This is a genomic window from Rhizobium ruizarguesonis (assembly GCF_012349115.1).
GTDB lineage: Bacteria > Pseudomonadota > Alphaproteobacteria > Rhizobiales > Rhizobiaceae > Rhizobium > Rhizobium ruizarguesonis.
Window position 1 is genome coordinate 26,533 of sequence record NZ_PQIG01000083.1, and the last position, 26,018, is coordinate 52,550.

Below are 26,018 nucleotides of genomic sequence, written 5' to 3' on the forward strand. Positions count from 1 at the left end.
AGGGAACAAGACCATGGACGCCACCACCGAGAAGCGGCCCTTCAATCTATCGCGCTGGGCGATCGGACATCCAAGCATCGCCCGCTTCCTTTTCGGGCTGATCATCATCACCGGCGTGCTCGGCCTGATGCGCATGGGCCAGCGCGAGGATCCTGAATTCACCTTCCGCGTCATGGTCGTTCAGGCGATCTGGCCAGGTGCTTCCATTCAGGAAATGGAAGATCAGGTCGTCAACAAGATCGAGCGCAAGCTGCAGGAAACGCCGCATATCGACTGGGTCAAGTCCTATACGCGGGCGGGCAGTGCGATCATCACCCTGCAGGTCAAGGGCGACACGAATTCGCAGGAAGTGGCGGATGCCTTCTACCAGGTACGCAAGAAGGTCGGCGACATCTCCAGCGAGCTGCCGCAAGGCCTGCTCGGCCCTTTTTTCAACGACGAGTTCGGCGACACCTTCATCACGCTGCATTCGATCAGCGGCGACGGCTATTCCTATCCGGAACTGAAGAAATTCGCGATCCAGGCGCGTGACATGCTGTTGACGACGCCGGGCGTCGAAAAGGCCGTCATCATCGGCGACCAGCCTGAGAAGATCTATATCGACGTCTCGTCCAAGGCGCTCTCCGAGCGCGGCCTGACGATCCTCGATCTGCAAAACGCCATCAAGGGCCAAAACAATGTCGATCCGGCAGGCTCGGTCGATACCGGCCTGCGCTCGGTGCGCATATCGGTCGAAGGCGACGTGAAGAAGGCGGCCGATATCCGCGAGCTGCGCCTTCGCGCCGGCGGCCAGGTAACGCGCCTCGGCGATATCGCCACCGTCAGTTCCGGGCTCGAAGATCCCTACCAGCGCAAGTACCGTTTCAACGGCCACGACAGCGTTCAGGTCGGCGTCGTGATGGCCAAGGGCTTCAACGTGACCGATGTCGGCAAGGGCGTGGAGGCGACCTATCAACGTTTCGAGGCGGCGCTGCCCTATGGCGTCGCCGTCGATCAGATCGCCAACCAGCCCGACGTGGTGACGGATGCGGTCAGCGAATTCATGCATGCGCTCGGCGAAGCTCTCATCATCGTGCTCGTCGTCTCGTTCGTGTCGATCGGCTGGCGATCGGGCCTCGTCATCGCCATCGCCATTCCGCTGGTGCTGGCTGCCACCTTTGCGCTGATGTACGAACTCGGCATCGATCTGCAGCGCATCTCGCTTGGCGCGCTGATCATCGCGCTCGGCCTGCTCGTCGACGATGCGATGATCGTCGTCGAGATGATGGAGCGAAAGCTGGAGGAGGGGCTCGTCAAGATCGACGCGGCAAGCTTCGCCTATTCCTCGACCGCCTTCCCGATGCTGACGGGTACGCTGATCACCACGGCCGGCTTCATTCCCGTCGGCTTCGCAGCATCGACGGCCGGCGAATATGTGCGGTCGCTGTTCTACGTCGTCGGCATCGCGCTTGTCACTTCGTGGTTCGTCGCGGTCTATTTCACGCCGTGGCTCGGCTATATGATCCTCAAGCAGCGCCATCACGCAGGCGAGCATCACGACGCCTTCGACACCGGCTTCTATCGCCGGCTGCGCGGCACGGTCGGCTGGGCTGTGCGCCACCGTGTCATCGTGCTGCTGCTCACGCTCGGCACCTTCGCCACCAGCCTCTGGGCCTTCCAGTTCATTCCGCAGAATTTCTTCCCGCAATCGTCGCGGCCGGAAATCCTCGTCGATCTCTGGCTGCCCGAGGGCACCAGCATCAAGGAAGTCGAGGTGCAGGCAAAGGCGCTCGAAGCCAAGATGATGGATGATCCCGACAAGCGGTTCATCGCCACCTATATCGGCGAAGGCGCGCCGCGCTTCTTCCTGCCGCTCGACCAGCAGTTGCGCAATCCGAACTTCGCCCAGCTGCTCGTCATGGCCAATGACGAACCGGCGCGCGAGCGGCTGATCGTCAAGCTGCGGACGATCCTTGCGGAAGACTTCCCCGATATTCGCGGCAAGGTCGACCGCCTCTTCCTTGGTCCGCCGACCGGCTGGCCGGTGCAGATGCGCGTCATGGGCCCCGACCGCCAGGAAGTCAGGGAGATCGCCGATCAGGTAAAGGCGCGCTTCCAGGCCAATCCGGAGCTCGGCGCCATCCATGACGATTGGCTGGAAGAGGTGCCGGCGATGAAGCTGGTGATCGACCAGGACCGCGCCCGGGCACTCGGCGTCACCTCGCAGCGTGTGCGCCAGATGCTGCAGACCGCCATGTCAGGGGCTGCGCTCGACGATTTCCGCGACGGCGAGGAGACGGTTTCGATCGTCGCCCGCGAGCCGGATGCCAGCCGTTCGCTGCTGTCGGCGGTCAACTCGGTCTATGTGCCGACGGATTTCGGCGGCTTTGTGCCGGTCTCGCAGGTTGCCAAGGTCGTGCCCGTCATGGAGCAGGGCATCGAGTGGCGGCGCGACCGCCTGCCGACGATCACCGTGCGCGCGACGCTGCCTGACGATGTGCAGCCGAACGACGTGGTGATGAAGATGTATGCCGACATGAAGGACCTGCGCGACAGCCTGCCGGCCGGCTACAATGTCGAGATCCAGGGCGGTGCCGAAGATGCGGCGGAAAGCCAGATGTCGATCGCCGCCAAGGCGCCGATCATGCTCGCCGTCATCGTCGTGCTGTTGATGGTGCAGTTGCAGCATTTCGGCAAGGCGATGCTGGTGCTTGCCACCGGCCCACTCGGCATCATCGGTGCCGCGGCCGCATTGCTGATCAGCGGCGCGCCCTTCGGCTTTGTCGCCATCCTCGGCGTCATCGCGCTGCTCGGCATCATCATGCGCAACTCGATCATCCTGGTCGATCAGATCGACCAGGATATCAAAGCCGGCATGCACCGGCAGGAGGCGATCGTCGGCGCGGCCGTGCGGCGTTTCCGGCCGATCATGCTGACGGCACTGACCGCCGTGCTGGCGCTGATCCCGATCTCGCGCGGTGTCTTCTGGGGTCCGCTCGCCTACGCGATGATGGGCGGCATCCTGGTTGCGACCGTGCTCACCATTCTGGTTCTGCCCGCCGGTTACGCTCTTTTCTTCGGCCGGGAGCCGAAGGCAAAGGACGAGCCGGGCGAGCATGCCGACGCCATCCAGGAAGAGGCGGATGACAGACATCCGCCGGCGTTGGCAGCAGAGTGAGGACGGCGCGGCGAAAGCCGCGCCGTTTTCCTTGCAGGTCACAGCTTACTCGTCAAAGCGCGTCGCTGCCTACAGCGCCGCGCAGTCTTTACTGCCTGTTCCGTCTTGGAGCTGCGCGCCGATTCCATTGCCGCCTCGAAAAAGCTAAGCTGCGAAGCATGCCGGGAGACCAACCGCGATCCCGGCCACTCATTGACGAGGCAGGACCCGACCATGGCCGATTACCATCTGGAAGCAAGCTGGAGCCCGATCGAGGGCAGTTTCGGGCGCCTCACCTTCACGCTTTTCAATCTTTCGACCGAGCCGCTGTCCGGCTTCTCGCTCGCCTACACGTCAGAGACGCGGATTGCCGACAAACATGTCTGCGACGGCGGCAGCCTGAAGCGGCAGGTCGCGCATTTCCATGAATTCCTGCCGCCCCAAGACCTGAGCGTGCCGCCCGGCGGGCGCTGGCGGTTCACCGTCGAGGGGCTGACCAGGGAGCCGAAACATAGGACGGCCGGCGTCAAATCAGCCTATCTGACACTTGGCGACGGACGCCACGTTCCTGTTGGTTTCGGCGATCTCATGCTCGAAGGCCGGGATGGTGGCGTGGCGCCGCCGCTTCTGCCGCCCGGCCGGGCCGAGGAACCTTATTCGCTGCTGCCCTGGCCGCTGGCGCTCGGGCTGAAGGCGGGAGAGCTGCCAGTCGTCCTTTATCCGGCCGAGCGGACGCGGCCTGATGCGGTCAAGGCGCTGTCGCTGGTTATGGAACTCTACCAGCGCCTCTATCCGGTCGACAATATGCCGTTTTCCCTCGGTGCCGTCGAAGGCGGGCGGGCCATTCGTTTCGTCACCGAATCGTCGATCGCCGCCTTCGCCTACGAATTGCGTTTTACGGCGCATGAGATCGTGCTTTCGAGTGCGGATGCCGCCGGTCGGCATTACGGGCTGATCAGCCTGGCGCAACTGCTGCACGGCGCCCGCGCCGATCCTGAGCGCTTCAAATTTCCCAATTTCGGCACGATCGCCGACCAACCGCGTTATGACTGGCGTGGCTGCCATCTCGATGTGTCCAGGCAGTTCTATCCGGTGGCAGACGTCGTGCGGCTGATTGATATTCTCGCCTGGAACAAGCTCAACATCTTCCACTGGCATCTGACCGATGACGAAGCGTGGCGGCTGGAGATCAAGGCCTATCCCGCGCTGACGGAGATCGGCGCACGGCGTGGGCCGGATGAAGTGCTCGTGCCGCAGCTCGGCGACGGGGCGCAAACGCGCTCCGGTCATTACACGCAGGAGGATGCCAAGCGGATCGTTGCGCATGCAGCCTCGCTGCATATCGAGGTACTGCCGGAAATCGATATTCCGGGCCACAGCATGGCGACGCTGTTCTCCCTGCCCGAGCTCGTCGACGGCCAGGAGGCGCCGGACAGTTACCGCTCGGTGCAGGGTTATCCGAACAACGCCCTTAATCCGGCGGTGGAATTCACCTATGAATTTCTCGGCAAGGTGTTCGACGAGATGGTGGCGCTGTTCCCCAGTGAATATCTCCATATCGGCGGCGACGAAGTGGCGCATGGCTCCTGGCTTTCCTCGCCGCTCTGCAAGGCACTGATGGAGAGGGAGAAACTGGCAGGCACCGCCGAGCTGCAATCCTATTTCCTGAAACGTATCAAAGCCATGCTGTCGGAGCGCGGCAAGAAACTCGTCGGCTGGAACGAGGTTTCGCATGGCGGCGGCGTCGACCGCGACGGCACGCTGCTGATGGCCTGGGAAAAGCCCGCCGTCGGCATCGAGCTGGCACAAGAAGGCTACGACGTGGTGATGACGCCGGGGCAGGCCTATTATCTCGACATGGCGCAGGCTGAAGCTTGGACCGAGCCCGGCGCCAGCTGGGCGGGCTACGCGCCGCCGGAACACACCTACGCTTACGAGGCCGAGGGCGAGCTGCCGGAGGCGCTGCAGGAGAAGATGCGCGGCATCCAGGCCTGCATCTGGACCGAGAACTTCGTCTCGCGCGCCTATTTCAACCGGCTGGTTTTTCCGCGTCTCCAGGCGGTCGCCGAGGCTGCCTGGACGCCTTCTGCGCGCAAGGACTGGGATCGGTTCGCAGCGATCGTGCGGATGTGGCCGGTGCTTTAAGGAATCGCAATTCCGGATGGAAAATCGCTTCGCACTTTTCGTGGAATTGCTTCAGGCCGCCTCGGCCTTCAGCCCCAAAAGCGCTGCGCCGATCAGGCCGGGTTCGATGCGGCATTCGCTGCGCACCACCAGCGGGCGATCGAACTTGCGCAGGATGCGGGCGCGCACGGCGTGGTCGAGCTCGGCAAGCAGCGGCTCGACATTGGAAAGCCCGCCACCGACCGGCACGATGGTCGCGCCGGTGATGTTGATCGTCAGCGCTAGGGGCGAGGCGACGAGATCGACATAGACGTCGATCGTCCGTGTCGCCTTCTCCTCTCCGTGTCGCCACTGAGCGATGATCTCCTCGCTGGCAAAGTCGAGATCGTGCAGCGTCTTGTGCAGGCGCTCCAGGCCGCGGGCGCCGCCGACGGTGTCGACGCAGCCTTTCTGGCCGCAGCCGCAGGCATAGGCGGGAATGGCCACAGGCGGATTGCCGGCTGCGGATGCGATGATCGGCCCGTGACCCCATTCGCCGGCAAAGCCGCCGGCCTCGTTGACGAGGCGACCGTCGGCAACCAGGCCGCCGCCAACGCCGGTGCCAAGGATGGCGCCGAAGACGATGCGGTGGCCGCGGCCAGCGCCGAGACCGGCTTCGGCCATAGCGAAACAGTCGGCATCGTTGGCGATCAGCACCGGCAGGCCGAGTTCGGCTTCGAGATCGGCCGCGAGCGTGCGGTCGTGGATGCAGGGAATGTTGGCGCAGATCAGGCGCTGCGTATCGGGATCGACGACGCCGGCGATGGAGAGGGCGATGCCGTTCGGCTGTTCGCCGGTTTCGGCGATGATGCCGCGCAGGGTCTCGACGAAAGCGGCAAAATCATCCCTGGGTGTCGGGCGGCGGCCGAGGGGAACGATGTCTGTCTCGGAACGAGCGATGCCACCCTTGATGGCGGTGCCACCGATGTCGAATGAAATGATCATTGCCACTCTGCCGTTTTCTGGTCTCCCAGCGTCTGCTTGCATTGTTGGCGGGGAATTTCAAGCGCTCATTCGGCGATGATGTCGCCGGCTTTATGGTCGGGCCTTGTGCCAGCCCCTCTGTTTTGCCGGACACCTCTCCCACAGGTGGGGAGATCAGATAGGCGGGACGGGTTTGCGTCTTCCATTCCGTCATGGCAAGACGTTGGAGAAATCGGGTGAGCCCGAGCCCATCGGCTCCGATTACAGCTGCAATTTCTAACCCCGCAAGTCATTCAATTGGCATATTGCATCGCCAGAATCCGGCCCTACACTTTCATCAACTGCCGGACCCACGACGATCGATACGAGAGAAAACAGTACCATCCGAAGACCACGTCCCAAAGGCCGCCGCCTCTCATCCATTTTGCGGCAGATGGCTGCCGATCAGAGCCGCGAACGGATCTCGATCGGCGATCTGTTTGACACGATGGGTGACAGGGCGATCAGCGCGTTGATGCTGATCTTCGCGCTTCCGAACGCCTTTCCCACTCCGCCCGGAACCTCGGCCGTGCTCGGGGCGCCATTGGTCTTCCTGGCAGCGCAACTGACCTTCGGGCTGAAACCCTGGCTGCCGAAGGTGATTGCCAACCGTTCGATGCGCCGGGAGGATTTCGAGTCCATCGTCGGCCGCATCCACCGCTGGCTCGCCTGGGCCGAACGCATGCTGAAGCCACGGCTGGCGATCTTCGCCGAACCGCCGGCGGAATATATTGCCGGGGCGGCATGCCTGCTACTGTCGATCGTGCTGTTGCTGCCGGTCCCGCTCGGCAACATCCTGCCGGCGATCACGATCTCGGTCTTCGCTTTCGGCATATTGGGCCGTGACGGTCTCTTCGCGCTCATCGGCTTCGTGATGACGGCCGTGTCGCTCGTCATCGCCGGCGGGGTGATCTATGGTCTCGTGAAGGCGGCGATCTATCTCGTCGTGCAATGGTTTGCCTGAGCGGGTTTGCCCGAGTGACGGCGGTTATTTGGCGGGGCTCCTTGCAACAGGCTCGACATTTGCCGGAATTTTGTTTTGATCTGGCGCGATACAGACTCAAATCCTGTTCGGCGGCGGCACGCCGGCTCACTTTGCGCGGTAGGCATTAGATGGTAAAAAGATCCGAGACCCCTGCACGGCTCGACGATGCGGCGCGTGCCGGCTGGCTTTACTACGTCGCCGGGCGCACGCAGGACGAAATCGCCGCTGCGATGGGCATCTCGCGGCAATCGGCGCAGCGGCTGGTGTCGCTGGCGGTCGCCGAGCGCCTGATCAAGGTGCGGCTCGATCATCCGATCGCCGCCTGCCTGGAGCTCGGCAGTCAGCTGCGCCGGAAATTCGGGCTGAAACATGTGGAGGTGGTGCCGAGCGATCCCGCGTCGTCGTCGACGACGGTCGGTATCGCCGAGGCGGCCGCTGCCGAGATCGAGCGGTGGCTGAAACGGCCGGAACCCATCGTACTCGCCATCGGTACCGGCCGCACGCTGAAGGCGGCCGTCGACCAGCTTCCGGCGATCGAATGTCCCAATCACCGCATCGTTTCGCTGACCGGCAATATCGCCCCGGACGGATCGGCGGCCTATTACAACGTCATCTTCAGCATGGCCGATGCGGTGAAGGCGCGACACTATCCGATGCCGCTGCCGGTGCTCGTCACCTCGGCGGAGGAGCGCGAGTTGCTGCATGGCCAACAGCTGGTGCGCTCGACGCTTAATATGAGCGCGCAAGCCGATGTCACCTTCGTCGGCATCGGCGAGCTCGGCATTGATGGGCCGCTTTGCGTCGACGGTTTTCTCGAGAAGGACGAGATGATGGAGCTGATGCGCGGGGGTGCTGTCGGCGAAATCTGCGGCTGGATCTTCGATGTCGATGGCAGGTTGATCGACAACCCGATCAACGAGCGCGTCGCGTCCGCGCCGATCCCGTCCCGCGACGCGTCGATGGTCATTGGGCTGGCCAAGGGCAAGCGCAAATTCAAGGCGATCAGGGCCGCCGTTGTCGGCCATCAAATCAACGCTCTGATCACCGACGAAGAGACCGCTGAGTTTTTGCTCAAGAACTGAGCAAAAAATATTCTAGTTAAATCAATGGGATCACTACCGCCTTCGGCGTTGCAGCAACGATTGCCGATTGACATTCTTTATCGTTTGTTGAGTAATTGCCCATGAGCGAAGCGAATGCTCACACCCCATCTTCTGGGAGGAAGATTATGACATTGAGAACTTTTCTGCTGGGCGCCTGCTCAGCACTGGCGTTTGCCGGTATGGCTTCGGCCGAAACGCTTACGATTGCGACCGTGAACAACGGCGACATGATCCGGATGCAGAAGCTGACGGATGATTTCAAGGCGAAGAACCCCGGCATCGACCTTGAATGGGTAACCCTCGAAGAAAACGTGCTGCGCCAGAAGGTCACGACCGACATCGCGACCAAGGGCGGCCAGTACGACGTTCTGACGATCGGCACTTATGAAGTGCCGATCTGGGCAAAGCAGGGCTGGCTGGTGCCGCTCGACAATCTCGGCGCCAATTACGACGTCGATGACCTGCTGCCGGCGATCCGCAGCGGCCTGACCATGGACGGCAAGCTCTATGCGGCGCCGTTCTACGGCGAAAGCTCGATGGTCATGTACCGCAAGGACCTGTTCGACGCCGCCGGCCTGAAGATGCCGGACGCGCCGACCTGGGACTTCATTGCCGACGCTGCCCGCAAGATCACCAACAAAGACAAGGAAATCTACGGCATCTGCCTGCGCGGCAAGGCCGGCTGGGGCGAGAACATGGCCTTCCTGACGGCCATGTCCAACTCCTTCGGCGCCCGCTGGTTCGATGAAAGCTGGAAGCCGCAGTTCGATCAGCCGGAATGGAAGGACACGCTCGACTTCTACGTCAAGCTGATGAAGGATGCCGGTCCTCCGGGCGCTTCCTCCAACGGCTTCAACGAGAACCTGGCGCTCTTCCAGACCGGCAAGTGCGGCATGTGGATCGATGCGACCGTTGCTGCATCCTTCGTCAGCAACCCGAAGGAATCGACCGTCGCCGACAAGGTCGGCTTTGCGCTGGCTCCCGACAAGGGCCTCGGCAAGCGCGGCAACTGGCTCTGGGCCTGGAGCCTCGCCATTCCGGCAGGTACCCAGAAGGCCGAAGCTGCTGAAAAGTTCGTTGCCTGGGCGACGAGCAAGGAATACAGCAACCTCGTCGCCGAGAAGGAAGGTTGGCTGAACGCACCTCCGGGCACCCGCAGCTCGCTCTATGCGAATGCGGATTACCAGAAGGCGGCTCCCTTCGCCAAGACGACGATCGACTCGATCAACTCGGCCGATCCGAGCAAGCCGACCGTCAAGCCGGTACCGTATGTCGGCGTCCAGTTCGTGGCGATCCCGGAATTCCAGGGCATCGGCACGGCAGTGGGCCAGCAGTTCTCCGCAGCTCTTGCCGGCCAGCTTTCGGTCGACCAGGCCCTGCAGGCCGCACAGCAGCTGGCAACCCGCGAAATGACCAAGGCCGGCTACATTAAATAAAACCTCCTGAGCAAGAGGCGGATCCTTGACAATCCGCCCCTCTGGGCCGCCGATTGCCCGAACTGCATCGGCGGCCTCTTTTTTCAGACAAAGCTGCCTTGCGGCCGCTCCCCGCTTCAGTCCAGATCGGTGATTGCCATGGCAACCTTACATACCCGCTCCGCCGCGCGCCTGATGATCGCGCCCTCCGTGCTGCTGCTCTTTGCATGGATGATCGTCCCGCTTGTGATGACGATCTATTTCTCGCTGCTGAACTACAATCTGCTCAGCCCCGGCATGGAAAACTTCGTCGGTTTCTTGAACTACGAATATTTCCTGTCCGATCCGGCCTTCATCGCCGCGCTGATCAATACGCTGCTGCTCGTCGCCGGCGTGCTGTTGATCACCGTCATCGGCGGCATCGCCTTTGCGCTGCTGCTCGACCAGCCGATGTACGGCCAGGGCATCGTGCGCATCCTGGTGATTGCGCCGTTCTTCGTCATGCCGACGGTGGCAGCACTGGTCTGGAAGAACATGTTCATGAACCCGGTCAACGGCCTGTTTGCGCATCTTGCCAAGGCGCTCGGCTTGCAGCCGATCGACTGGCTGGCGAATGCGCCGCTGTTTTCCGTCATTCTGATCGTCGCCTGGCAGTGGCTGCCCTTTGCCACCCTCATTATGCTGACCGCGCTGCAGTCGCTCGACGAGGAGCAGAAGGAAGCCTCCGAAATGGACGGCGCTGGTCCGATCTCGAAGTTCATCTACATCATCCTGCCACACATGGCGCGTGCCATCACCGTGGTGATCCTGATCCAGACGATCTTCCTGCTTTCGGTCTTTGCCGAAATCCTCGTCACCACCAATGGCGGGCCGGGCACCGACAGCACCAACCTTACCTATCTCGTCTATGCCCAGGCGCTGCTGCAGTTCGATATCGGCGGGGCATCGGCCGGCGGTATTGTGGCTGTTATCCTCGCCAATATCGTCGCGATCTTCCTCGTGCGCCTCGTCGGCAAGAATCTGGAGGCTTGAGATGGCCAGAAAAGTCACAACCAAGCGCAAGCTCATCGTCACCGCGATCGCCTGGACGCTCGGCACCCTGATCTTCTTCCCGATTCTCTGGACGTTTCTCACCAGCTTCAAGTCGGAAGCCGACGCCATCGCCTCGCCGCCGCAATTCCTGTTCTTCCACTGGACGACGGAAAACTATGCGGAGGTGCAGAGCCGGTCGAACTATCTCAGCCACTTCATGAACTCGGTGATCATCTCCTTCGGCTCGACGCTGATCGGCCTGATCATCGCCATTCCGGCCGCCTGGGCGATGGCGTTTTCGCCGACCAAGCGGACCAAGGACGTGCTGATGTGGATGCTGTCGACCAAGATGATGCCACCGGTCGGTGCATTGATCCCGATCTACCTGCTGTTTCGTAATTCTGGCCTGCTCGACACGCGCACCGGCTTGGTGATCGTGCTGACGCTGATCAACCTGCCGATCATCGTCTGGATGCTCTACACCTATTTCAAGGAAATCCCCGGCGAGATCCTTGAGGCGGCGCGCATGGATGGGGCGTCGCTGATGAAGGAGATCGTCTACGTGCTGACGCCGATGGCCGTGCCCGGCATTGCCTCGACGCTGCTCTTGAACATCATCCTTGCCTGGAACGAGGCGTTCTGGACGCTCAACCTCACCGCCTCGAAGGCGGCGCCGCTGACGGCCTTCATCGCCTCCTATTCCAGCCCAGAGGGCCTGTTTTATGCCAAGCTCTCGGCGGCATCGACGATGGCGATCGCGCCGATCCTGATCCTTGGCTGGTTCAGCCAGAAACAACTCGTCCGCGGCCTGACCTTCGGCGCTGTGAAATAACATAAAAGGGAGAGAAACATGGGCAGCATTACTCTTCAGAAGGTTTCCAAGGTCTTCGGCGAAGCCAAGGTCATCCCTTCGATCGATCTCGACATCAAGGACGGCGAGTTCGTCGTCTTCGTCGGCCCGTCGGGCTGCGGCAAGTCCACGCTGCTCAGGCTGATCGCCGGGCTCGAGGATGTCTCCGGCGGCAAGATCGTCATCGACGGCAGGGACGCTACCGAAAAGGCGCCGTCTGAGCGCGGCCTTGCCATGGTGTTCCAGTCCTATGCGCTTTATCCGCATATGAGCGTGCGCAACAACATCGCCTTCCCGCTGAAGATGGCGGGCATCGACAAGGCCGAGATCGATCGCAAGGTCAGCGATGCCGCCCGGGTGCTCAATCTCACCGACTATCTCGAGCGCAAGCCGCGCCAGCTGTCCGGCGGTCAGCGCCAACGTGTGGCGATCGGCCGGGCCATCGTGCGCCAGCCTTCGGCCTTCCTGTTCGACGAACCGCTGTCGAACCTCGATGCCGCCCTGCGCGTCAACATGCGCCTCGAAATCAGCGAGCTGCATCAGCAGCTGAAGACGACGATGGTCTATGTCACCCACGACCAGGTCGAGGCGATGACGATGGCCGACAAGATCGTCGTCCTGAACAGGGGCAATATCGAGCAGGTCGGTTCGCCGCTCGAACTCTACAGCCGTCCCCGCAACCTCTTCGTCGCCGGCTTCATCGGATCGCCGAAAATGAACTTCATCACCGGCCAACACGCCGCCGCGCTCAACGCACATACCATCGGCGTTCGGCCCGAACATGTGCTGCTGTCGATGGAGAGCGGCGACTGGAAGGGCAGGGTCGTGGTCGCCGAACATCTCGGTTCCGACACCTTCCTGCATATCGACGCCGATGGCCTCGGCATGCTGACGGCGCGCGGCAGCGGCGACTTCGCGGCCAAAGCCGGCGACACGGTCTTCCTGACGCCGGACCGTTCGCGTATTCATAAATTCAACGAAGGCGGTCTTGCCATCTGAGGCAGGCGGCCGGGCTGGGGGCAGGCATGCGAGCCGGACGATGGCGCCTGGCCGACTCGGCAAGACCTTCAAGAGGACTGAAACATGACGTGCAAATTATCGCTGGCAACACTTTCGGATGTGGCGCGCACTGCCGCCATCCCTGGATATGACAGGGCTTCGCTGAAAGCCGGCATCGTGCACTTCGGCGTCGGTAATTTCCACCGTGCCCATCAGGCGATCTATCTCGACGATCTCTTCAACGCAGGCACGGATCACGACTGGGCGATCGTCGGCGCCGGCGTGCTGCCGTCGGATGCTGCCATGCGCGAAAAGCTTGCGGCGCAGGACTTCCTGACGACGGTGGTCGAACAGGACAACAACAAGACGGCGGCGCGCGTCACCGCCCCGATGATCGACATCCTGCCGGTCGGCGATGCCGCTGTCATCATTGCCAAGCTTGCCGATCCCGAAATCCGCATCGTCTCGATGACCATCACCGAGGGCGGCTACTTCATCGACGCATCGGGCACGTTCAATCCGGCCCATCCGGCGATCGCCGCAGACGGAGAGAACCCCAACGCGCCGAAGACGGTGTTCGGCCTGATCGTCGCCGGCCTGAAGGCGCGCAAGGACAAGGGCATCGGACCCTTCACCGTCATGTCCTGCGACAACATTCCCCATAATGGCATCGTCACCGCCAATGCCGTTGTCGGCACGGCAGCGCTTTCGGACCCAGCCTTTGCCGACTGGATCCGGGCGAATGTCGCCTTCCCGAACGGCATGGTCGACCGCATCACGCCGGCGACCAGCCAGCGCGAGGTCGATTTCCTCAGGGACAATTTTGAGATCGAAGACAGTTGGCCGGTCTATTGCGAGGAATTCAAACAATGGGTGCTCGAGGATAAATTCACCGCCGGCCGGCCGGCGCTGGAAAAGGTCGGCGTCACTTTCGTTGCCGATGTCACGCCTTACGAGCATATGAAGATCCGTATCCTCAACGGCGGGCATGCCGCGATCGCCTATCCGGCGGCGCTGATGGACATTCATTTCGTTCATGATTCCATGGAAGATCCGTTGATCCGCGCCTTCCTCGCCAAACTCGAGAAAGACGAGATCATCCCGATCGTGCCGCCGGTGCCGAACACGTCGCTGACGGATTATTTCGCGCTGATCGAACATCGCCTGCTCAATCCGAAGATCGCCGACACCATTCCGCGTCTGGCGCAGGACGGCTCGAACCGCCAACCGAAATTCATCCTGCCGTCGACGCTCGACAATCTGCGTCAGGGCAGGGACGTCGTCGGCCTGGCGCTGGTTTCAGCACTCTGGTGCCGTTATTTCGCCGGCAAGACCGACAGTGGCAAGGATATCGTCTTCAACGACGCGAGCGCCGAGCGCCTGCATGCGGCGGCGCTGAAAGCCAAGGACGATCCGTCGGCCTTCCTCGTCTTCGACGATATTTTCGGCGAAGTGGCGAAATCCGAACTTTTCCGCAAGCGTTTTGCCCATGCTCTCAAAACCCTGTGGGAAAAGGGCACGCGGGAGACGCTGCAGCTCTATCTCGACGGCAAGCTCGCAGTGTAAGGAATCCGGATGGCGGTATCTGCTGCCGCCATTCGTCCGGCCTTGCGAGCGCCGCGGGACGGTAACACGTCCGAATTGAACTCAGGTTGGGTGTTCCATGGCTGATGCTGAAACACGGCTGGTGATCTTCGATTGCGATGGCGTACTCGTTGACAGCGAACCGATCTCGATCAGCGTGCTCGTCGGGGCGATGAACGATCTCGGCGTCTCGATCACCGAAGACCAGGCTTATGAGCGTTTTCTCGGCCGCAGCCTGTCTACTCTCATCGATACGCTGGAAACCGAATTCAACGTTCATGCCGGCGAGGAATTCCTCGAGCGTATCCGCACCGATCTCTACGCCCGCTTTCGCACAGAACTGAAGCCGATCGAGGGTATCGCCGCGGCGATTGACGGCCTTGGCGTTCCCTGTTGCGTTGCCTCGTCCAGCCAGATGGAGCGAATCCGGCTGTCGCTGTCGGTGACCGGACTTCTCGACAAGCTGCCCGACATCTTCAGTGCGACGATGGTCAAGCGCGGCAAACCGGCGCCCGATCTCTTCCTGCATGCGGCGCGTGAAATGCAGGTCGAGCCGGCTCATTGCCTTGTCGTTGAAGACAGCCCGGCCGGCGTTGCCGCGGCCAAGGCGGCAGGCATGACGGTCTTCGCCTTCACCGGCGGATCACACGCCAACTTCGCCGGATACCGTGCCGAACTCGACCGCCTTTCGCCGGAAGTGGTGTTTGACGCCATGCCGGATTTGATACACCTTGTCCGCAACCATAAGCTGGACGGGACCAAGACTTGATGCGTGATCATGTGGTTGCGGTGGATATCGGCACGGGCAGTGCGCGCGCCGGCGTCTTCGACGCACGCGGCCGATTGCTCGCCAAGGCCGAGCATCCGATCGTGATGAACCGGCCGCGCGAAAACCATGCCGAGCACGATTCCGAAGATATCTGGTCGGCCGCCTGCATGGCAGTGCGCAGGGCGATGGAGCAATCCGGTATCGCCGCCGCCTCGGTCGGAGCGATCGGCTTCGATGCCACCTGTTCGCTTGTCGTCCGTGACGTCGAGGGCCGGCAGCTCAGCGTTTCCACAGGCGGGGAGAGGCGTTTCGACACGATCGTCTGGCTCGATCATCGGGCGCTGAAGGAAGCCGATTTTTGCACGGCGACGCAGCACAGGGTGCTCGAACATTCCGGCCACGTGATGTCGCCGGAAATGGAGATGCCGAAGCTGATGTGGCTGAAGAAGAAGCTGCCCGCCACATGGGAAAAGGCTGGCTATTTCTTCGATCTCGCCGATTTCATGACGTGGAAATCGACCGGATCGCCCGCCCGTTCGCGCTGCACGCTGACGGCGAAATGGAACTATCTCGCCCATCTCGAAAAGGGCTGGCAGCAGGATTTCCTGGAACGGATCGGCCTCGAGGACCTTCAGGCGCGCGGCCATCTGCCGGATGAGACCACGCCTGTCGGAGACAGCGTCGGCCGGCTGACGCAGGAAGCGGCGGAAGCGCTGGGGCTGACGACGGACTGCCATGTCGCCGCCGGGATGATCGACGCCTATGCCGGCGCACTCGGCGCGCTCGGCGGCTACGCCGCCGATCCTGTCAAACGCGAGCACCAGCTGGCGCTGATTGCCGGCACGTCGAGCTGCATCGTTACCTTCTCGCGGGAACGCAAGCCGAGCCATGGCATGTGGGGTCCCTATTACGAGGCTGTCTTCCCGCAGTCCTGGCTGGTGGAGGCCGGGCAATCGGCGACCGGCGCGTTGATCGACCACATCGTGCGCATGCATGCGGCCGGTGGCGAGCCGACGGCAGCGCTGCATCAGAAGATCGTCGCGCGCATCGCCGAATTGCGGGCCGAGGAGGGCGATGACTTCGGTGCGCGGATCTTCGTGCTGCCGGATTTCCATGGCAACCGTTCGCCGCTCGCCGATCCGCACGCCGTCGGCGTCGTCAGCGGGCTGACACTCGATACGTCCTTCGACGGGCTCTGCGCGCTCTATTGGCGCTCTGCGGTGGGGATTGCGCTTGGCATCCGCCATATCCTGGAAATGATGAAGGAATACGGCTACATGCCCGATACGCTGCATATTGCCGGCGGGCATGTGAAGAACCCGGTGCTGATGGAGCTTTATAGCGATGCGACCGGCTGCAAGGTCGTGGTGCCGAAGATGAACGAGGCGGTGCTGCTCGGCACGGCAATCGCAGCATCCGTCGCGTGCGGCTTGTACAAGGATCTGGCGGCGGCCGGCGAGGCGATGTATCCGGGCGGCGACGAACGGCTTCCCGACAAGGCCAAGCAGGCGCTTTACGACCGCGACTACCGCCGTCTTCTCGCTATGCACCGGCACCGCGCCGAATTGGAAACGATGCAATAGAGCGCCGCTCTATCACTTTGAATCTGCGAATAACCCTTTCCGACAATCGATTCCGATTTTCGGGGTTATGCGCTGGCCTTTTAAATTAATGGTTTGCCGTCTCGCCGAGGACGGTTGCGAATTCCATCATGCGGCGGCGGCGAAGCGCCGCCTCCTCTCCGACTTGGAGGATGACGGATTCAGACAGGCAATCGAGCAGCGCGATCAGCGGCGGAAGATTGTCGAGATCGGGGGCGCGAGCGGGCGGCAAGGGCAGCATGACGTTCGACTGGTCCGCCATCCAGTCCGCTTGCTGCGGCGAAATGAGCACGACCTTATAGCCGTAGCGCCGCGCCGTTCTGGCAAGCAGCCGCGCCTTGGCGAAGCGGCGGCAATCGATGATGACAAGCAGCGCGTCGTCGACCGCCAGCCGGGCGAAGAGTTCCGCAAAACGGTTGTCGGCAGCGTCGAGCGTGCGAACGCCGTCGCGGGCTTGCGTCAGCCGCTGACAGAAATGATTGGCCAGGCTTGAGAGCCGCGCATGCGTGGCGATCGACACTTCGCGGGCAGTGCTGATCAAGCCGACGGCTTCCGACCAGTGCGGCTGCGCCGTCAGATGATAGATATGATGGAGGGCCTGGATCTGTTCGGCAACCAGCACGGCGAGCGGTTTGCCCTCCGCAGCGTCGGCATGCAGCTCGCTCATAGCGCTCTGCAATTGCGCCGGCGATGTCGTCACGGTCTCGCGAATCTCCACCTTGACGCTGTCCAATCCCTGATAACCGAGCGAGCGCAGGAAGCGCCCGACGGTCATCGGCGAGAGATCCAGCCTGTCGGCAACGGACGCAGCCGTCTCGAACGGCAGGTCGTTCAGGTGTTCGGTGAAATATTTCGCGATACGGCGTTCGGCCGGTGTGCCGGTTTTTGCGTATTGCCTGAGTTTTTGCACAAAGTCTTCCACGTCAGCCTCCCCGTCTTCCCTCAGAGGCGTTCCGTGGATGCGCTGTTGCGACCCCTTGTCTTTGCAACTATTTCGGAAGCTGCTTCTCAGGCCCGTGTGTATTTTATATGCGTCACAATATTATATTAGTATTTAGTTTTCGACAAGTTTTCTATTACTGCATGCAATTTTATTCTCTCTTGTCGGTGGCCTCCATCTTTCCTACATCTTCGGCGCAACCGGAGACGCCTGAGACATGATTCTTGACGCCGCTCGCCTTTCGCTCGCCAATTTGTTCGCATCGGAAACACGTTCTGTCTTCTGGAAAGTGCTCGGCCTGACGATTCTCGTGCTCGTCGGCCTCTGGTTCGCGCTGCGCGGGGCCTTCATGGCCTTCCTCTTTCCCTGGCTCACGGGTTTCTTTCCCGATATGCCGGATTGGGCAGGGTGGCTCGCTTTCCTCTTCGCGATCCTGGCCGGTATCGGCCTTGCGTTGATGCTGGCGCTGCTGCTGTCGCCGGTCACGGCGCTGATCGCCGGCCTGTTTCTCGACGATGTCGCCGATGTCATCGAAAAGCGCGACTATCCCAAGGACGCGCCGGGCACCGCCATGCCGCTCGGTCCGGCGATGGCAAGCTCGATCAAGTTCCTCGGCGTGGTGATCCTCGGCAATATCGTGGCATTGTTGTTGCTGTTTATCCCCGGCGTCAATCTGGTCGCGTTCTTTCTGGTGAACGGCTATCTGCTCGGACGGGAATTCTTCGAATTCGCCGCTATGCGCTCCCGTTCGCCTGATGAGGCACGGCTCTTCCGCGCCAAGCATGCCTCCACGGTCTTTCTCGGCGGGCTGGTGATCGCCCTCTTTCTGGCGATCCCGATCGTCAATCTTCTGACGCCGCTTTTTGCCGCCGGCATGATGGTTCATCTGCACAAGCTGGTTTCCGCCAAGGATCCCGGTTTGCGCGCCTGAGGCTCAACGGGGCAGGGCGGAGACGTCGTACATCGCCGCAAATTCAGCGCTCGGCGGGGAAGCGACGCTGCGGGCAGGGCTTGCAGCCATGCTTCCGGAGGCCGGGACTATGCTCGAACCGCTGACGTCGCTGCTATCGGCGGCCTTCGACCGCGCGGCGATCGCGATCGAGGCGGGCGCTGAAAGGCGGCAGTACGAACAGGCGATCGCTGTTCTACTCGACGGCCTCGCCGATCACCTGCGGCGGTAGCTCGACGAGCGGCGCCGGCACATCCCAACTCTTCTCCGGCGATTTGCAGAGATCGGCGATGACGCAGCGCTCGCATTCGGGCCGGCGCGCCTTGCAGGTGTAGCGACCGTGCAGGATCAGCCAGTGATGGGCGTGATAGAGGTAGTGTTTCGGGATCACCTTCATCAGCCGCGCCTCGACCTCGTCTGGCGTCTTACCGGGGGCAAGCCTGATGCGATTGGCGATGCGGAAGATATGCGTGTCGACGGCCATCGTCGCCTGGCCGAAGGCCATGGAAAGCACGACATTGGCGGTCTTGCGCCCGACGCCCGGCAATCTCACCAGCTCGTCGCGCGTCTCCGGCACCTTGCCGCCGAACTGGTCGACCAGCATCTGCGAGAGCGCGATGACGTTTTTCGCCTTGTTGCGGTAGAGGCCGATCGTTCTGATGTAATCGCGCAGCCGCTCCTCGCCGAGATCAAGCATCTTTTCCGGTGTATCGGCAACCTTGAAGAGCGTGCGCGTCGCCTTGTTGACGCCGACATCGGTCGCTTGCGCCGAAAGCGCGACGGCGACGACGAGCGTGAAGGGGTTAGTGTGCTCGAGCTCGCCCCTCGGTTCAGGCCGCTGCACCGAGAAGCGACGGAAGATCTCCTCGCGCTCGGGCAATAAATAGGCCGTGCGCACCGCTGCCGCGGATTTGCGGCTGACGATCACTTTCGCGTCCTGAGGCGTCTTGCTAACGGATTTGGGTTTCGGATTTGCCATGGAAACTCTATACTCAGCAGCCATGATGGAAAGCAACGCCGACAGCTTCAACGAGCAGCCTGTTTTCGCTGCCGAGCTCTTTCCCCACCGGTCGCTCGGCCGCCGGGGCTTCAAGGTGCTGCTTGCCCTATCCGGTGCCGTCTGCTTGCTTTACGGCATGTTCTTCATCGCGACGGGGGCCTGGCCGATCGGCTTCTTCTTCGGACTGGATTTCGTGCTTCTCTATGGCGCCTTCTGGCTGAATTACCGCTCCGGGAAAGCGCGCGAACAGGTGACGGTGTCGCGTACTGACGTGTCGGTGCGCAAGTTTACGCCATCGGGACGGATGGTGGAGCACCATTTCAATCCGTTCTGGGCACGCTTCCTCGTTCGCCGGCACCAGGAGATCGGCATCCTTTCCATGCATATCTTCGGCGAGGGCCGGCGCACCGATATCGGCTCCTTCCTCAATCCCGACGATCGTGAAAGCTTCGCCAAAGCCTTCAAGGGAGCACTGGCGACGGTCAAGCAGCGGATCTGAACCTATCCGGCAGATGCGCAAGAATCGGGTGGTTTGCTCACCCCCTATTGACTATCTCCTTGTGACAAGGAGAAAGACGATGAATATGATTGCCAACCTGCAGACAGATATCACGCCTGACGGTCCTGATTATGACATTGTCCGTCGGGTAATCGAACTCATCACCGAAGATTACCGTGACCAGCCTTCGCTGGAAGCGATCGCTGCGCGGCTCAACCAGTCGCCGACCCAGCTGCAGAAGACCTTCACCCGCTGGGCCGGCCTGTCGCCCAAGGGCTTCCTGCAAGCGGTGACGCTCGACCACGCCAAGCGACTGCTGCGCAAGGAAGACATGCCGCTGCTCGAGACCTCGATCGAGGTCGGCCTCTCCGGGCCGAGCCGCCTGCATGACCTTTTCGTCACGCATGAGGCGATGTCGCCCGGCGAATGGAAGGCCAAGGGCGGTGGTCTCACCATTCGCTACGGCTTCCACATCTGCCCCTTCGGCGTGGCGCTGATCATGGTGACCGACCGCGGTCTTGCCGGCCTTGCCTTCAGCGATTCCGGCGACGAGAGGGCCTGCCTCGAGGATATGACCTGCCGCTGGCCGAACGCCTGTTATGTCGAAGACCTGCAGGCGACGGTTCCCTATGCCGCCCGCATCTTCGAGCCCGGCAAATGGTCCTCGGACCAGCCGCTGCGCGTCGTGCTGATCGGTACGGATTTTCAGGTGAGCGTCTGGGAAAGTCTGCTGAAAATCCCGTTCGGCAAGGCCGTCACCTATTCCGATATCGCCAACGATATCGGCCGGCCGACGGCGCAGCGCGCCGTGGGTGCGGCGGTCGGGGCAAATCCGATCTCCTTCGTGGTGCCTTGCCATCGGGCGCTCGGCAAGAATGGCGCGCTGACGGGCTACCATTGGGGCCTCACCCGCAAGCGGGCGATGCTCGGCTGGGAATCGGCGCACGCCTGAGTGGGTTTCGCGGGCGGAGGGCGGAGTCGTCGCCGCTCATCGCTCTGCCACTTCTCCCTGCTGCGGAGAAATGGCAGATGGTGATGTCTCGGCCAGTTCCAGCAACGCCCGGGCAGCACTTTCATCGGTGATCAGCGTGTTGCAGCCGATGCGCTTGATCGTCGCACGGATCGCCACGGCCCGATGGGCGCCGCCGGAGGAGAGCACGATGTGCTTGGCCTCCTTCAGCGTGTCGAGATCGACGGACATCACGCGCCGATTGATCGAATGGTCGACCGAATTGCCGTCCCTGTCGAGGAAGTTGAACATCGTGTCGCAGACGCAGCCGGCATCGACCAATTGCTGCAACTCGGCCTTTGATATCCAGCCCTCCGACAGCGAGGTCGAATGCGGGCCGATATCGCCGCAGCTGACGATCGCCAGATCGAGGTTCTCGGCGAGACGATAAATCGTGTCCAGCCCGCATTTCTCGATCAGATTGCGTTTGGTCTCGATGGAATCGACGAGAAGCGGTGCCAGGAACATGTAGCATTCGGCGCCAAGCTGGTTTGCCAGCCGCCATGTGTAATCGATCGGGTTCGTCTGATGCACGGCGACGATGCCGCCGAGCAGCGAGACGACCTTGCAATTGGCGCGTCGCGGCGGCCGGAAGCTCGACAGCGAGGCAGTCATGGTGCGGCCCCAGCCGACGCCGATGGTGTAATCGTCCGGGATCGCTTCTGAGAGGAACTGGCCAAGCGCCAAGCCGACATTTTTAGCCAGCGAGTTGACGTCGCCATTGACCGGTGCAGGGACGACGATCGCCTCGTCCAGGCCATAGGCACGCTCCAGCTTCACCGAAAGTTCAACGCAGTCGCCGATCGAATCGTTGATCCAGATCTGGACTTCGCTGCGTTTCATCGCCTCGTCGAGCAGGCGGATGACGGTGGTGCGGCTGATGCCGAGCTGTTCGGCGACGTCCTTCTGGGTCAAGCCCTCGTTGTAATAGAGCCATGCCGCCCTTAGCCGCAGCGAGGATGCCTCGGAATAGGCCGTGTGCGTGCCGCGTTTGAGCTTGACCACATCTCCTCCGCACGATTTCCCGCCCTAGATCCCTCATGGGATGAAAGGCCTTAGCGACGCTTTTGTTGCCGGGGATAATGACGGGTGTGACACTTATGTCAATTGAAATGCACAAATGTCCTTGACTTTTCGTTAGCCGAATGGCGATAGTCCGGGTGATACACGTCGTTCTTGTCCGTCCGAGGAGGACATAGTGCGGGCATGCCGAAAGTCACGACCGGCCTTCCAGCCGCAAGCGGCATCGCTTGCGTCCGAGCAGCCGTTGGTTCACGGCCGGAACATGGCCACTGTCCTTCACGTTTATGAATCATCCGTGACGGATGCGCGCATTTTCGCCTGCAGTATGCAAACAACCTGTCGGTAGATCACCTTTGCCCGGCGGAACGCGCGCCGGTCGCAGCCCAAGTTCAACAAGGATTATTGACCATGACATCCAAGCTTGACCAACTCCGCGAGATTACCACCGTGGTCGCCGACACCGGCGACATCGAGGCCGTCGCCCGCCTGAAGCCTGTGGATTGCACGACGAATCCGAGCATCGTGCTCAAGGCTCTTGGCACGCCGATGTTCGCCGACGCCATCAAGGAAGCCGTCGCCTGGGGCAAGAAGCAGGGCGGTAATCCGGAAGCCGTTTCTTCTGCCGTCGCCGATCGTCTCGCCATCTCCGTCGGTGCAGCCCTGGTGAAGCTCGTCCCAGGCCGCGTCTCGACCGAAGTCGACGCCGATCTTTCCTTCGATACCGAGGCTTCGCTTGCCAAGGCGCGCGCAATCATCGCCGCCTACAAGGATCGCGGCATCGGCCAGGACCGCATCCTCATCAAGCTCGCTTCCACCTGGGAAGGCATCCGTGCCGCTGAAGTGCTGCAGAAGGAAGGCATCGACTGCAACCTGACGCTTCTCTTCAGCAAGGCCCAGGCGATCGCCTGCGCCGACGCCAAGGTGTTCCTGATCTCGCCCTTCGTCGGCCGCATCCTCGACTGGTACAAGAAGTCGACCGGCAAGGACTACACGGCCGAGGAAGATCCGGGCGTTATCTCCGTCCGTGAAATCTACAACTACTACAAGACGAACGACATCAAGACGATCGTCATGGGCGCCTCGTTCCGCAGCGCCGGCGAAATCGAAGCCCTTGCCGGCTGCGACCGCCTGACCATCAGCCCGAATCTGCTCGACGAACTGGCCAAGGACGAAGGCAAGCTGGAGCGCAAGCTCTCGCCGGAGAGCCGCAAGCCGGACCCGAAGGTCTCGGTCGACGAGAAGACCTTCCGCTGGATGATGAACGAAGACGCCATGGCGACGGAAAAGCTCGCCGAAGGCATCCGCGCCTTCGCCAAGGATCTGGGAACGTTGCGCACCATGGTGCAGAGGGAACTGCAGCTCGCCGCTGCCTGATAAGGCACGGCATGCAATCGAAGGCGCGGCTGCCGGCTGGCAGGCGCGCCTTTTTCGTACTTTTATCAAGGGCATATGCTGTCGGAGACTGATATGGCGGATGAGGAACGAGCAAATTCGCTGGTGGCATTTGCCTACAAGCATGCGAGCTTCATCATCGCCGTCCTTGCCGGGCTGGCGGTCTTCTTGGCTGTGACCTCGCGCGAGGCGAACGCCGGCAACATCCTGTTCGGCTGGAATGTCAGCGCCGGCGTTTTTGTCGCACTCAGCTGGCGCAAGATGCTGCGGGCGACGGTCGAAAGCATCAGGAAGCGCTCCGAGGATCTCGATTTCTCCGACACCGTCCTGCTGGCTCTCTCGATCGGCACCGCCCTTGCCAGCATCGCCGGCATCGGCCTCGAGCTGCATTCGATCAAGGAGGAGGCGCCCGACATCGCGCTCTTGCGGGCAGGTGCCGCTGTACTGACGATCCTGATCTCCTGGATCTTCCTGCATACGCTCTTCACCATCCATTATGCCCACTATTTCTACGGCGGATCGGACGAGGAAGGCGGCCTGAAGTTTCCTGACGGGATCACGGAACCCGGCTATTGGGATTTCCTCTATTTCTCCTTCACCATCGGCGTTGCTGCGCAGACGGCCGATGTCGCGGTCAGCTCGACCAGCATGCGCAAGCTGACGCTGCTGCATGCCGTGCTATCATTCCTCTTCAACACGACGATCCTGGCGCTCGCGATCAATGTCGGGGCGAGCCTGCTTTAGATCATCAAAAAGTGGAGCATGATGTCGTCCGAAAACCGCTCACACTTTTCGGCATCATGCTCTCGCCGCCGCCCTGAAGAAGGACTCGAACTCGCCGAGATCACCTGCGGCAACATCCGAAATCGCCCAGAATACGAGCCCGCCATCCGACCATTGTGTCATGTTGTAGCCGTCATGCACCGTCGTCGTTTGCGTGGCCGATGCTGCAGGCCAGATGAACAGGTTGATGACGTGGCCGTGGCGCCGGTAGACGAGGGCGGCAACGGCGCGATCACCGATATAGTCGACACGCCCGCCGACCAGCGGAAAGCCATCCTTGGTGAGATCGCTGACGGGCGGGGAGAAATCGATCTTGCCGTTGAACCACGGTTTGACCGTATGCTGGTCCGAGGTCAGCACGTCGGTCAGATGATCGGCCATCATCGACCTGACATGGCTGGCCATGATCTGATCCTGCAAAAGCAGGGTCTGCGACGGTACATTGGCGAACAGGAAGGCGCTTGCAGCCAGGACCGCGAGCGAAGGCACGAAGCTCCATTGCCGGATGAAATCCAGGGCACGGCGCCAGATGGGCACCCGGCGCGGCAGCGGCAGGCTGGATGCCGCCGCCGTCTCTTCGAACGACAGCATCGACAGGACTTGCGAACGCAATGCCTCCGGCGGCTGCCACTTGACGCCTTCCTGATCGATAATCTCTCTCACGGCACGGACCCTTTCCATCTCCGCCCTGCAATGCGCGCAGGTGGCAAGATGATCCTCGAATTGCGCCGCATGGACGGAATCGAGTTCGCCATCGACAAAGCCGTGCAGCATGACGCGCCATTCCGGGCAGCCTTTCTGATTGGCCTCACTCATCCTGCCGTCTCGCTCTTGTTGCATGCATCCCAGGCATCGCCAAAATCACGCCGCGCTCTGGCAAGCCGCGACATGACGGTGCCGATCGGCGCATCGATGATCTCGGCGATCTGCCGGTAGGAGAGATCCTCAAGCTCGCGCAAGACAAGAATTTCCCGCATCGCTTCCGGAAGGCTGCTGATAACAGCGCGCACGCGTTGCTGCTCGCTTCGCCGGATCGTTGCCGTTTCCGGCGAATCCTCCTCCGAGGCGATCTGGTACTCACCACCCTCATCAGGGTCAGGGTAGCCGTCATTGCCCAAAGGCTGCTCGAACCGCGCCTTGCGGCGATCCTGCTGGCGCCAGACATGGCAGCAGTTCCTCACGATGGCAAAGAGCCAGGCGCGCGGATCGCCGCCACGATAGGTGTCGAAATTGCGGTAGGCGCGCAGGAACGCTTCCTGAACAATATCCTGTGCGGCATCCGCGTCGCGGCTGAGGAAGCGGGCAAAATTATAGGCCGCGTCAAGATGCGGAACGATCATGTCCTGAAAGCGCTGCATGAACTCGTGCTGCATGGTCGCATCCGCCGTCGAAGCGATCGGATCGCTGCTCGATTTTTCCGAGACCATGAGGTGCAATAGTCGGCCCACGCCACCGAGAAACATCGCTAGCGGTGATGGTCGAATGCGGGTCCCTGACGCGTGCCTGGCCAACAGCAGCATCCAATCGGTCGATCCGACGGGATAGGTGATCTGAGCGTTTGTCATCATCCTCCCTGCCTCAACAGCAGCCGAATTTAGGCGTGAGACCGGCAGGCATGCAATGCGGCCCCTTGCCGTCTAGACCGATCGGCACGCGGTTTTATTCCACGCCGGCGCCGATTTTTCTGCATGCAGCGGGATACTGGCCGCACGCGATAGAAATCACGATTGTTTTTCAATCACTTGAAGAAATAAAGCCCAAGATCGGGAATAAGCGTTCCCTGCCGGCGATCTAGTTCGTCAGCGAGGACATCTGAGCAATAG

General features: G+C 61.7%; 22 protein-coding genes and 1 pseudogene. 17 read left to right on the forward strand and 6 right to left on the reverse strand.

The window, feature by feature from the left end; all coding sequences use genetic code 11:
* Nucleotides 1–13: 13 nt before the first annotated feature.
* Together C3Y91_RS19290 and C3Y91_RS19295 are read left to right on the forward strand one after the other, a co-directional pair.
* On the forward strand, nt 14–3,157 hold the full coding sequence (locus tag C3Y91_RS19290; protein ID WP_168575701.1) for an efflux RND transporter permease subunit: 3,144 nt from the start codon (nt 14–16) through the stop codon (nt 3,155–3,157).
* A gap of 213 nt (nt 3,158–3,370) precedes the next feature.
* Nucleotides 3,371–5,281: a beta-N-acetylhexosaminidase gene (locus tag C3Y91_RS19295; RefSeq protein ID WP_168575702.1), complete on the forward strand. Its 1,911-nt coding sequence runs from the start codon at nt 3,371–3,373 to the stop codon at nt 5,279–5,281.
* A gap of 51 nt (nt 5,282–5,332) precedes the next feature.
* Here C3Y91_RS19295 and C3Y91_RS19300 read toward each other — a convergent pair whose 3' ends face one another.
* On the reverse strand, nt 5,333–6,244 hold the full coding sequence (locus C3Y91_RS19300) for an ROK family protein (protein WP_168575703.1): 912 nt from the start codon (nt 6,242–6,244) through the stop codon (nt 5,333–5,335).
* A gap of 403 nt (nt 6,245–6,647) precedes the next feature.
* On the opposite strand from C3Y91_RS19300, the gene C3Y91_RS19305 reads away from it, so the two are divergent.
* The 9 genes from C3Y91_RS19305 to C3Y91_RS19345 all read left to right on the forward strand — a co-directional run bounded on the left by C3Y91_RS19305 (nt 6,648) and on the right by C3Y91_RS19345 (nt 16,582).
* Nucleotides 6,648–7,226, forward strand: a complete 579-nt coding sequence (locus C3Y91_RS19305; protein WP_174827078.1) for an exopolysaccharide biosynthesis protein — start codon at nt 6,648–6,650, stop codon at nt 7,224–7,226.
* Nucleotides 7,227–7,375: 149 nt separating this feature from the next.
* Nucleotides 7,376–8,329: a sugar-binding transcriptional regulator gene (locus C3Y91_RS19310; protein WP_018072680.1), complete on the forward strand. Its 954-nt coding sequence runs from the start codon at nt 7,376–7,378 to the stop codon at nt 8,327–8,329.
* Nucleotides 8,330–8,475: 146 nt separating this feature from the next.
* Nucleotides 8,476–9,786: an ABC transporter substrate-binding protein gene (locus tag C3Y91_RS19315; RefSeq protein ID WP_168575704.1), complete on the forward strand. Its 1,311-nt coding sequence runs from the start codon at nt 8,476–8,478 to the stop codon at nt 9,784–9,786.
* Between the two features lie 138 nt (nt 9,787–9,924).
* Nucleotides 9,925–10,797, forward strand: coding sequence for a carbohydrate ABC transporter permease (locus C3Y91_RS19320; protein WP_018072682.1), 873 nt, complete (start codon nt 9,925–9,927; stop codon nt 10,795–10,797).
* A gap of 1 nt (nt 10,798) precedes the next feature.
* A complete protein-coding gene (locus tag C3Y91_RS19325; RefSeq protein ID WP_168575705.1) occupies nt 10,799–11,629 on the forward strand; it encodes a carbohydrate ABC transporter permease in 831 nt (276 codons plus the stop codon).
* Nucleotides 11,630–11,647: 18 nt separating this feature from the next.
* Nucleotides 11,648–12,646, forward strand: coding sequence for an ABC transporter ATP-binding protein (locus tag C3Y91_RS19330; RefSeq protein ID WP_168575706.1), 999 nt, complete (start codon nt 11,648–11,650; stop codon nt 12,644–12,646).
* Between the two features lie 84 nt (nt 12,647–12,730).
* Complete coding sequence (locus C3Y91_RS19335; RefSeq protein ID WP_168575707.1) at nt 12,731–14,212, forward strand: mannitol dehydrogenase family protein; 1,482 nt, start codon at nt 12,731–12,733, stop codon at nt 14,210–14,212.
* Between the two features lie 97 nt (nt 14,213–14,309).
* On the forward strand, nt 14,310–14,999 hold the full coding sequence (locus C3Y91_RS19340) for an HAD family hydrolase (RefSeq protein WP_017967984.1): 690 nt from the start codon (nt 14,310–14,312) through the stop codon (nt 14,997–14,999).
* Nucleotides 14,999–16,582: an FGGY-family carbohydrate kinase gene (locus tag C3Y91_RS19345; RefSeq protein ID WP_026170945.1), complete on the forward strand. Its 1,584-nt coding sequence runs from the start codon at nt 14,999–15,001 to the stop codon at nt 16,580–16,582. Before C3Y91_RS19340 ends, C3Y91_RS19345 begins: the two co-directional genes overlap by 1 nt.
* A gap of 85 nt (nt 16,583–16,667) precedes the next feature.
* On the opposite strand, the gene C3Y91_RS19350 is transcribed toward C3Y91_RS19345, so the two are convergent.
* Nucleotides 16,668–17,522 (reverse strand): MurR/RpiR family transcriptional regulator, encoded by an 855-nt coding sequence (locus C3Y91_RS19350; RefSeq protein ID WP_018072687.1) that lies wholly within the window; start codon nt 17,520–17,522, stop codon nt 16,668–16,670.
* 235 nt (nt 17,523–17,757) lie between these two features.
* On the opposite strand from C3Y91_RS19350, the gene C3Y91_RS19355 reads away from it, so the two are divergent.
* On the forward strand, nt 17,758–18,471 hold the full coding sequence (locus C3Y91_RS19355; protein WP_018072688.1) for a sulfate transporter family protein: 714 nt from the start codon (nt 17,758–17,760) through the stop codon (nt 18,469–18,471).
* A gap of 52 nt (nt 18,472–18,523) precedes the next feature.
* A pseudogene (locus C3Y91_RS19360) lies at nt 18,524–18,721 on the forward strand (TetR/AcrR family transcriptional regulator); the annotation flags it as partial.
* On the opposite strand, the gene nth reads toward C3Y91_RS19360, so the two are convergent.
* The gene (gene nth, locus C3Y91_RS19365; RefSeq protein WP_018072690.1) at nt 18,686–19,492 is read right to left on the reverse strand and encodes an endonuclease III; all 807 of its coding nucleotides are present in this window, start codon (nt 19,490–19,492) and stop codon (nt 18,686–18,688) included. The pseudogene C3Y91_RS19360 and the gene nth overlap by 36 nt on opposite strands.
* Here nth and C3Y91_RS19370 point away from each other — a divergent pair.
* Together C3Y91_RS19370 and C3Y91_RS19375 are read left to right on the forward strand one after the other, a co-directional pair.
* Entirely contained in the window at nt 19,491–19,988 is a 498-nt protein-coding gene (locus C3Y91_RS19370) for a DUF2244 domain-containing protein (RefSeq protein ID WP_018072691.1), read from the forward strand. The two genes, nth and C3Y91_RS19370, sit on opposite strands and share 2 nt — an antisense overlap.
* A 79-nt stretch (nt 19,989–20,067) precedes the next feature.
* On the forward strand, nt 20,068–20,940 hold the full coding sequence (locus C3Y91_RS19375) for a methylated-DNA--[protein]-cysteine S-methyltransferase (RefSeq protein WP_024322943.1): 873 nt from the start codon (nt 20,068–20,070) through the stop codon (nt 20,938–20,940).
* A gap of 36 nt (nt 20,941–20,976) precedes the next feature.
* Here the strand turns inward: C3Y91_RS19375 and C3Y91_RS19380 are convergent, their stop codons facing one another.
* Nucleotides 20,977–22,002 (reverse strand): sugar-binding transcriptional regulator, encoded by a 1,026-nt coding sequence (locus C3Y91_RS19380; protein WP_018072693.1) that lies wholly within the window; start codon nt 22,000–22,002, stop codon nt 20,977–20,979.
* A gap of 426 nt (nt 22,003–22,428) precedes the next feature.
* Between C3Y91_RS19380 and tal the strand changes: the two genes are divergently transcribed.
* Both tal and C3Y91_RS19390 read left to right on the forward strand, forming a co-directional pair.
* Nucleotides 22,429–23,394: a transaldolase gene (gene tal, locus C3Y91_RS19385; protein ID WP_026170946.1), complete on the forward strand. Its 966-nt coding sequence runs from the start codon at nt 22,429–22,431 to the stop codon at nt 23,392–23,394.
* A gap of 93 nt (nt 23,395–23,487) precedes the next feature.
* Nucleotides 23,488–24,156: a DUF1345 domain-containing protein gene (locus C3Y91_RS19390; protein ID WP_018072695.1), complete on the forward strand. Its 669-nt coding sequence runs from the start codon at nt 23,488–23,490 to the stop codon at nt 24,154–24,156.
* 54 nt (nt 24,157–24,210) lie between these two features.
* Here the strand turns inward: C3Y91_RS19390 and C3Y91_RS19395 are convergent, their stop codons facing one another.
* On the reverse strand, nt 24,211–25,011 hold the full coding sequence (locus C3Y91_RS19395; RefSeq protein ID WP_018072696.1) for an anti-sigma factor family protein: 801 nt from the start codon (nt 25,009–25,011) through the stop codon (nt 24,211–24,213).
* Entirely contained in the window at nt 25,008–25,763 is a 756-nt protein-coding gene (locus tag C3Y91_RS19400) for a sigma-70 family RNA polymerase sigma factor (RefSeq protein ID WP_018072697.1), read from the reverse strand. Before C3Y91_RS19400 ends, C3Y91_RS19395 begins: the two co-directional genes overlap by 4 nt.
* Nucleotides 25,764–26,018 lie beyond the last annotated feature (255 nt).

Bases quoted from the DNA above. Each gene is read 5' to 3' on its own strand.
- C3Y91_RS19290 (WP_168575701.1), top strand. From the start codon at position 14: ATGGACGCCACCACCGAGAAGCGGCCCTTCAATCTATCGCGCTGGGCG.
- C3Y91_RS19295 (WP_168575702.1), top strand. From the start codon at position 3,371: ATGGCCGATTACCATCTGGAAGCAAGCTGGAGCCCGATCGAGGGCAGT.
- C3Y91_RS19300 (WP_168575703.1), bottom strand. From the start codon at position 6,244: ATGATCATTTCATTCGACATCGGTGGCACCGCCATCAAGGGTGGCATC.
- C3Y91_RS19310 (WP_018072680.1), top strand. From the start codon at position 7,376: ATGGTAAAAAGATCCGAGACCCCTGCACGGCTCGACGATGCGGCGCGT.
- C3Y91_RS19315 (WP_168575704.1), top strand. From the start codon at position 8,476: ATGACATTGAGAACTTTTCTGCTGGGCGCCTGCTCAGCACTGGCGTTT.
- C3Y91_RS19320 (WP_018072682.1), top strand. From the start codon at position 9,925: ATGGCAACCTTACATACCCGCTCCGCCGCGCGCCTGATGATCGCGCCC.
- C3Y91_RS19325 (WP_168575705.1), top strand. From the start codon at position 10,799: ATGGCCAGAAAAGTCACAACCAAGCGCAAGCTCATCGTCACCGCGATC.
- C3Y91_RS19330 (WP_168575706.1), top strand. From the start codon at position 11,648: ATGGGCAGCATTACTCTTCAGAAGGTTTCCAAGGTCTTCGGCGAAGCC.
- C3Y91_RS19335 (WP_168575707.1), top strand. From the start codon at position 12,731: ATGACGTGCAAATTATCGCTGGCAACACTTTCGGATGTGGCGCGCACT.
- C3Y91_RS19340 (WP_017967984.1), top strand. From the start codon at position 14,310: ATGGCTGATGCTGAAACACGGCTGGTGATCTTCGATTGCGATGGCGTA.
- C3Y91_RS19345 (WP_026170945.1), top strand. From the start codon at position 14,999: ATGCGTGATCATGTGGTTGCGGTGGATATCGGCACGGGCAGTGCGCGC.
- C3Y91_RS19355 (WP_018072688.1), top strand. From the start codon at position 17,758: ATGATTCTTGACGCCGCTCGCCTTTCGCTCGCCAATTTGTTCGCATCG.
- C3Y91_RS19370 (WP_018072691.1), top strand. From the start codon at position 19,491: ATGATGGAAAGCAACGCCGACAGCTTCAACGAGCAGCCTGTTTTCGCT.
- nth (WP_018072690.1), bottom strand. From the start codon at position 19,492: ATGGCTGCTGAGTATAGAGTTTCCATGGCAAATCCGAAACCCAAATCC.
- C3Y91_RS19375 (WP_024322943.1), top strand. From the start codon at position 20,068: ATGAATATGATTGCCAACCTGCAGACAGATATCACGCCTGACGGTCCT.
- tal (WP_026170946.1), top strand. From the start codon at position 22,429: ATGACATCCAAGCTTGACCAACTCCGCGAGATTACCACCGTGGTCGCC.
- C3Y91_RS19390 (WP_018072695.1), top strand. From the start codon at position 23,488: ATGGCGGATGAGGAACGAGCAAATTCGCTGGTGGCATTTGCCTACAAG.
- C3Y91_RS19395 (WP_018072696.1), bottom strand. From the start codon at position 25,011: ATGAGTGAGGCCAATCAGAAAGGCTGCCCGGAATGGCGCGTCATGCTG.
- C3Y91_RS19400 (WP_018072697.1), bottom strand. From the start codon at position 25,763: ATGATGACAAACGCTCAGATCACCTATCCCGTCGGATCGACCGATTGG.